This is a genomic window from Sphingobacteriales bacterium (assembly GCA_012517435.1).
Taxonomy (GTDB): domain Bacteria; phylum Bacteroidota; class Bacteroidia; order CAILMK01; family JAAYUY01; genus JAAYUY01.
This window is the reverse complement of sequence record JAAYUY010000159.1, coordinates 1-7,365: the sequence shown is the minus strand read 5'-3', so window position 1 is coordinate 7,365 and position 7,365 is coordinate 1. Positions and strand designations below refer to the sequence as shown.

The following is a 7,365-nucleotide window of genomic DNA, read 5'->3' as shown; positions in this document are numbered from 1 at the left end:
TAATATCTGTCAGCCGTAAATTTTACGGAACTGTTTTCTTTTGTGGCAAATGAACCTTCCCCTGTAAATAAGCCATTTTGTAGTTTTTTTAATAATTCCTTAGCACTTTCATTGCCTCTTGAAATGCGGTCACCGTATCTCTTCAGATAATAGGCAGTATGCCAGCGGTAACTTAAGTCTGGCGGAAGGTTCTCCTTAGTCTTTTTGTTGTTTTCATCTTTTATTATTTTCCATCTGATTATCTGGTGAAGAATGGCTTTGCTCAGTCTGTTCTCCGTGATTTCACTTTTCAGTGACTTTTTAAGTTCTTTAACTTCCTCCCATTCATATTGCCAGCTGATTGTTTCTCCGAAGAAGGTAATTGCATTTTTATCCAGCTCCACATTTCCTGTCTTTTTGTATTTTTTTGAAGCGTCTTCATAATCGCCAGCCATGTTTGCTGCAATACGGATGGGAAATTTTTCTCCTACAATGGCAATGCCTCCGGAAATACAGATATCTTCTCTTCCTGTAAATTTCCCGAACTCTTCCCTGATTTTTTCAGCAAATTCAATGATTTTATCCCATCTTCCCACGGCAAAAACATCATCACCCCCTGAATAGATAATATTTACAAAGTCTTTGAAATGAGAATCGTAACGAATAGTGTTTAAATAACCTGAAAAGAACAGATCGAAAAGAAAAGAAAGCGTTGAATAAGCAGCGAAGCTTTTGTAATCATCCGGTATTCCTTTACTGAATATCGAACCAAGACCGTCCACATCCATTCGTAAAACACCCAGGAAAGTTTTATCTTTTCCGTTATTGTCTATCCAGCATAACTCCTCAAAAGTTTTGTCTCTCTCAAATTTTTCAGTCTTTCCATTATTATTTTTTTCCTCAGTAATCCTTGCCTGAATATTGCCACCATAAAACAAGTATCCATAGCTGCATCTTTTTCCTTTCAATGATGAAATGACATTAAAATCTGTTTCATTCAACCTTCTGACTCTTGCAATATCGGCTGAGGAAATAAATCGAAACTCAGCATTTTCATCAATTAATTGTTTTTGGTCGAACAGATAATGGTTGATACCTATATCTGACATTGAAATTGAACAATGTGCTCTTTTGTCGAGGTATTTATTCCCTTCTGGATCATCTTTCAGATAGGTAAGGATGTAATCAGCATCTTTGAGCGTTTTGCCAATTTCCGCTTGCTTTTTTACAGCTCTGGTTACCCAGATTTTTTCATCATCATCCTTTTCAAGTAATACGAGGTCTTTCTCTATTTTTCCTTCAACTCCTGTAACCGCACAAAGCGTATAATTATTTCCCCATTCGCCCGAGGGCTTAAATAATTCATTGGAAATGAGAGATTCAAATTTTCGTCCTTTGTCCTCTGAGGCTGATGTTATTGTTTTACCCCATAAATCGCTTAGCGAACCATAAACTTGCCCATTACTATTAAAAAGAATTCTTTCTTTCTTGGGTTTATCCTTTGTCGTATCAAAAGAAAATTCGACCATGCCAAGACCTATACTCACTTTTCCATGATGTTCTTCCCAAAGCAATTCTTCGAAATCATTTTTAATTTCTTTCAATTTATTCCTGACATCTTCAAGGTTAGGTAATATCATAAAAAGCTTACCCCCGCTACTGTAAACGACATTTCCCCAATGAGAATTACAATCAATAATAGTTTTCTGGATGACACTTTCTATTAGCAATTGAAGATAAAAAGACCTTCCTTTCAGACTAACGGAGGCTTTAGTGCTGGAAACATCATAGATGAATTTCTGGATACCTGATAAATCCCAGCAAACCATTAACAAAGGATAAACTCCTTCTTTTATTTTCGGATAATCATTTTCCCGTTCCCAGGTGAATGTTTTTTCAAAGCCTTCATGCTCCTGATAATCATACAGGCATAAAGCAATAGCTGCTGTTGTTTTCATGTGTTCATACAGGCTTGTATGAACCATATCATTGGTGGAAGCAGGAATGCACCATGTATATTTTTTTAATAAGTAAAGCAATGATTCACTGAAACCATGAAATGAATCAGTTGGTAATTGATAAAATTCATTAATAAACTCTTCCCATAGTTTGAAGTAGTTTTTTTGATAGTTATCAACCGAAGCATTTTTAAATGAATCTTTTTCAATTACTTGTGGAAAGATTGAGTCTTCATCAACTACAAGTGGATTTAAATTAAATGAATATAGATTTTCCTGTTTGTTCTTTTTTTGATTATTGTCATGAGTTTCATTATTCCCCTTCGTTTCAGATTTTACAATGATTTCGTTAAACAACGAAAACATGGGAACTTTTTTATACTTGAACATTCCAAAATCAATGTTCTTTATTCCAATTCCTTCTTCATTTTCTGCATTTTTATCATCTCTTTCCATCCCGCTGCTTATCCAGTCAGCTATCTGAATGATTGATTGTAGTTTTGTTTGAGGTTTGTGATGAAAAATTGAAAAATTGATAAGATTATCTATTCCTTTGTTTTCAAAAGGGTTTATGTTAAAGATTTGTTCGTTGTCTTCTTTAATACTGTCAAAAAGATTTTTGTTTTCCTGATAAAACAGATATGTCCAAAAAGAATGCTGATAATCCCATTTATTCCTTGATTCATCAAATTTGCAACATAATTGGGCTATGGCATTTAAGTGAGGGTTGTTTTGTAAAATATCCCTAATTAATTTATTATCTGCTCTTTGATAAAACTTCCCGATATCATGCAGCAAGGCTCCTAAGTATATTTGTTGTCTTATGGTATCCATATGCTATTTTATTCATCCATTTTAATGATTATTCTTTAGCTGTCTGACTATACCAAAACCTTTACTCACTGCTTTTCCAAGCCCGATGTAATTGGGTAAAAATACATTTGTTGAAAATTCAACATCAAATCCCATCATTTTTTTTGTCTTGAACTTAATCGGTTTTGGTTCTTTTATCTGTTTGATTTTTAATTCGATGGGTTTGTCGATGTGCCAGTCAATTCCCTTGGCAAATGAAATTATATTGGCCTTGAGTGTATTCTCGAGAATCTGTATTCTGTCGCTTAATGCTTCTTTTTCCTGGTACCTCAGGTAGTTTTCCTGATTCAGTGCAATCCAGTTATTGATTTTATACTGAAACATTTTATCCCACACCTGCATGATAAACTGGTTCATAAAAAGCTTATAAATCCTCATGTCGAGCCATCTGTCCCCAATCTGAATATCCCAGTCTTTTTTTTCAAAGTATTTATGAATTTCATCCACTCCGTAATCAACACACATGATGGCCGGCCGGTTGCTGATATTTTTGTACTGAATGAGCGGATACCTGTAAAGAAAGGCATTTCCGTTCAGATGATTATGAAACAAAATATTTTCTTTCCCTACTTTTGAAATGATTGCTCCCCTGAATGCCGGAATTTCATAAGGTTTTATTTCCGTGTCAAATACCACCTGAAGTATCCGGATTTTTTTCATTCGTCAGTTTTTTGAGAGAAGAAAAATCAAGCAATTATACGAAAAAGAAATTACTTGAGATATTTTTTATGAAAATTTTTTTTGTAAAAAAATATCTGTTGAAACGATAAGATTATCAGTACTTTATATCGTAAACTTCCATGAACAGTACCACTCTTCGGGATGAGGATCAGGGGGGCAACCTATACAGTTTGTTTTTATGTTTTTATCAATGGTTTCTGCAAAAGTGGTGTATTCTACCATGCCACCCGATTTGCACGGATAATCTGCCAGTCCTTTTCGTTTACGGGCATCCTGAACCCTGCATCTTTTCATTCTGAACACAAAACTGGTTTCAGTTTCCTCTACTATTTCCTGTTCATTGATAAAGGCATACAGCCTGAAAGCCAGTGCTTTTTTCAACCCGTCAAGACCAGGATTTTCGGGGAGTTGTAACATTTTTTTAATGGCATGTGCTTCGAAGGGTGAAAACTGTGCCCAGCAGCTGTCGTTACAGCGTTTGGCTTCGTTCATACCATATTGAAATTCAATGGCCTGAAACCAGATACCGTCATTAGCGAGCCAGTTTGCAGCCATCGCACTCAGCAATGCCTGTAATTCTTCTTCACTTTTTTCATGCAATGCAACGGGCAGGTTATCCTGAAGTTCAAAGCCCAATGTTTTGGCCAATCGGTTCATTTGCAGCGGAAAGCTTTGATCCCATACTTTTTTTATCAGTAAATAGGCTTTTTCGTCTCCTAACTGATGACGGGCTTCGGAAAACCAAAGTGCATAGTGCATAAAGGAGCGATGAAAAAAATCAGACAGCAGCTGTATCAGAATGGATTTGTTATAGTGAGGTTTCATTTTTGTAAATTATTGGTTCTCATTAATTTAACTTTTTTAAAAAAAAATTTGGTTTTTTCTCAGAATTAGTATTTTTGGCAAGCTTTAATACCTTTAAAAAATGCATAAAATCTTGTATTTTAGTAAAAAGCAAATTTATCTGAATTTGAAAGACCATGGTTCCTGACTGCCGGGTTTTTTAAAATTTTTCAAAACTCTCAAAAATATTTGCTCATGAGACCATTACCTTATGCCGAACCCTACAAAATTAAAATGATTGAAAATGTTTATACCAGCACCAGAGAAGAGCGGGAAAAATGGATAAAGGAAGCAAAGTATAATCTTTTCAAACTGAAAAGTAATCAGGTTTTTATTGATTTGCTGACAGACTCAGGCACAGGAGCTATGAGCGATCTGCAATGGTCGGAAATAATGAAAGGTGATGAAAGCTATGCCGGAGCTTCATCATTTTTTAAGATGAAATCTGTTGTCAGTGATATTACCGGTTTTGAATACGTTTTGCCAACTCATCAGGGGCGTGCAGCTGAGAATGTATTGTTCAGTGCTTTGGTCAGAGAAGGGGATGTCGTTCCCGGCAATTCACATTTTGATACCACCAAAGGGCATATTGAATTACGAAAGGCTACCTGTATTGATTGTACGATTGATGAGGCTTTTGATGTCAACAACCTGCATCCCTTCAAAGGAAATATTGACCTCGATAAATTAGAAAAAGTATTGAAAACATATCCCTCCAATAAAATTCCTTTTATTGCTATCACAGTAACTTGTAATACTTCCGGAGGGCAACCCGTTTCGATGCAGAATCTGAAGGATGTTTCAGCCCTTGCCAGAAAATATGGTGTCAGGATTATGATTGACGGGGCACGTTTTACAGAAAATGCTTATTTCATTAAAAAACGTGAAGCTGGTTATGAACAGGCCGCTATCAGGGATATTACGAGGGAAATGTTCAGCTATGCCGATTTTATGACCATGAGTGCCAAAAAAGACGCCATCGTAAATATCGGAGGCTTTATTGCCATGAATGATGAAGAACTTTACAAAAAGACCTGTAATCTGAATATCATTTATGAAGGCTATATCACATACGGAGGACTGGCTGGCAGAGATATGAATGCTATTGCACAGGGTTTACTGGAGGGAACAGATTTTCGGTATCTGGAAGCCAGAATAGGTCAGGTTGAATATCTTGGTAAAAGGTTAGAAGAATTTGGAATTGCTGTTCAGAAACCAATTGGCGGACATGCTGTTTTTGTTGATGCACTTAAGTTTTATCCGCATATTCCTCAGGAAGAATATCCTGCACAACTCATGGGGGTTGAATTATACCTCGAAAGTGGCGTCAGGGCTGTCGAAATTGGAACATTACTTGCAGACAGAGACCCCATTACCCGTATGAACCGTTATCCTAAACTGGAATTTCTGCGCATGGCCATCCCCCGAAGGGTTTATACCAACAATCATATTGAATATGTAGCCTGTGCACTGGCAAATGTTTATGAAAGAAGAAATGAAATAAAACATGGTTTTAAAATCGTTTATGAAGCTCCCCTGATGCGTCATTTTACTGTTGAACTCGAACGTATTAAACCATGAAAAAAATCCTTGGCTTTGTTATTTATTTAATGACCACCCAGTTAGTTTTTCCCCAGTCAAAAAATTTCTTTGACTTTAAGGTGAAAAACATTGTGGGAGATTCTGTTGACCTGAAAATTTTCAAAGGAAGAAAAATATTGGTCGTCAACACTGCTTCATATTGCGGTTATACCCCACAGTATGCCGATCTGCAGCAATTGTATGAAAATTATAAAGACAGGGGTTTTGTCATCATAGGCTTCCCGTCTAATGATTTTGCAGGTCAGGAACCCGGGAACGACAATGAAATACTCGATTTTTGCCAAAGCAATTATCATGTAACATTTCCAATGATGTCGAAAATCAGTGTAACCGGCAGCAATATTCATCCTTTATACGCGTGGCTGACACAAAAATCGCAAAATGGGGTGAAAGATGCACCTGTATCATGGAATTTCCAGAAGTTTCTCATCAATGAAGACGGGTCATTTTATGACTATTTGTCGCCACAGGCAAGCCCGCTTGCTCCTAAAATTACCTCCTGGATTGATAAGGGTGCAGGCATGGATGTAAAAGAAAATGCTTCTTTTCTGAATGTTTTTCCCTCACCCGCAAAAACTGTTTTTACCATTTTCGTTCAGACTGAAAAACCCGATAAACTGGTTCTCCGTATTTATGATTCTAAAGGAATGCTTATCGATGAACTTTACAATGATATTCTTGAAAAAGAATTAAGAATCGAATACTTTACTGACCGTATGCCAAATGGGTCATATATTGTTACTGCAGAACTCGGCAGTCAGAAATTTACGCAGCAATTAAGTGTTAAAAAAGATTAGATTATCGTTTTCTGCTCAGTCGTTTACAGTAATCATAAGCCTTTTTCTTCAGATAGCTTTTATCAGAAAACTCAGAGGTTAATTTCATGATTTCAGCAATTTCTTCCCTGAACTCCGGCAGTTTGTCCCCGATTTTATAAAGCAGTCGGAGAGAATAAGTTTTTATAAAGGTTTGCTTCTTTTCGTGAAATAATAGATGGCTGATAAAGTCTATACTCCCTGATAATTTACTAGTATCAAAATCAGTAAAATAAAGCACACTGAGTAAAGTAGCCAGCTGACTGTCTGAAGAAGTATTCGTCAATTTGTCAATAATACGATCAGTATAAGGCTCTGGTATTCCGGGAAAGCGTTGGCTCAGGTAAAGCAATCCCCAGCAGGCGTGATAACTGATTTTTGGTATATCTGACAAGGCAACATCCACCCAAACCCTGAGCCTTGCAGGATCGTCCTTTATTTCATCAATCATTTTCAGCAGGAGGCTTTTTCTGACTGTCTGGAGTTTTAACAGGATTTCTTCTCTGAAAGTATCCATGTTAATTGATGATAAGGTCTCTTAAGCTGCGTTTCGGGACATGATGTACCTGATTTTGATCTCTCCAGTAAGCCGTATTACCGTCTTCTCCCGGTTC

At 36.6% G+C, this 7,365-nt stretch carries 6 protein-coding genes; 2 read left to right on the top strand and 4 right to left on the bottom strand.

All coding sequences use genetic code 11. The annotated features are described in order from the left end of the window. The 3 genes from cas10 to GX437_09265 form a co-directional block, all read right to left on the bottom strand. Positions 1 to 2,771 (bottom strand): type III-A CRISPR-associated protein Cas10/Csm1 (gene cas10 / locus GX437_09275; GenBank protein NLJ07846.1); only part of this gene is annotated, 2,771 nt, incomplete at its 3' end. A 21-nt stretch (positions 2,772 to 2,792) separates the two neighbouring features. Next, positions 2,793 to 3,470 carry a CRISPR-associated endonuclease Cas6 gene (locus GX437_09270; protein ID NLJ07845.1) on the bottom strand — a complete coding sequence of 226 codons (678 nt, stop codon included), beginning with the start codon at positions 3,468 to 3,470 and terminating at the stop codon, positions 2,793 to 2,795. A gap of 123 nt (positions 3,471 to 3,593) precedes the next feature. Continuing rightward, a complete protein-coding gene (locus GX437_09265; GenBank protein ID NLJ07844.1) occupies positions 3,594 to 4,316 on the bottom strand; it encodes a cytosolic protein in 723 nt (240 codons plus the stop codon). A gap of 213 nt (positions 4,317 to 4,529) precedes the next feature. Between GX437_09265 and GX437_09260 the strand changes: the two genes are divergently transcribed. Both GX437_09260 and GX437_09255 read left to right on the top strand, forming a co-directional pair. Continuing rightward, on the top strand, positions 4,530 to 5,915 hold the full coding sequence (locus tag GX437_09260; GenBank protein NLJ07843.1) for a tryptophanase: 1,386 nt from the start codon (positions 4,530 to 4,532) through the stop codon (positions 5,913 to 5,915). Beyond that, on the top strand, positions 5,912 to 6,733 hold the full coding sequence (locus GX437_09255) for a redoxin domain-containing protein (protein NLJ07842.1): 822 nt from the start codon (positions 5,912 to 5,914) through the stop codon (positions 6,731 to 6,733). The genes GX437_09260 and GX437_09255 overlap by 4 nt, the downstream gene beginning before the upstream one ends. Position 6,734: 1 nt before the next feature. Here GX437_09255 and GX437_09250 read toward each other — a convergent pair whose 3' ends face one another. After that, positions 6,735 to 7,268, bottom strand: coding sequence for a hypothetical protein (locus tag GX437_09250; protein NLJ07841.1), 534 nt, complete (start codon positions 7,266 to 7,268; stop codon positions 6,735 to 6,737). Positions 7,269 to 7,365: the final 97 nt, after the last annotated feature.

Coding starts and splice junctions, on each gene's coding strand:
- GX437_09250 (NLJ07841.1), bottom strand. CDS start 7,268: ATGGATACTTTCAGAGAAGAAATCCTGTTAAAACTCCAGACAGTCAGA.
- GX437_09265 (NLJ07844.1), bottom strand. CDS start 4,316: ATGAAACCTCACTATAACAAATCCATTCTGATACAGCTGCTGTCTGAT.
- GX437_09260 (NLJ07843.1), top strand. CDS start 4,530: ATGAGACCATTACCTTATGCCGAACCCTACAAAATTAAAATGATTGAA.
- GX437_09255 (NLJ07842.1), top strand. CDS start 5,912: ATGAAAAAAATCCTTGGCTTTGTTATTTATTTAATGACCACCCAGTTA.
- GX437_09270 (NLJ07845.1), bottom strand. CDS start 3,470: ATGAAAAAAATCCGGATACTTCAGGTGGTATTTGACACGGAAATAAAA.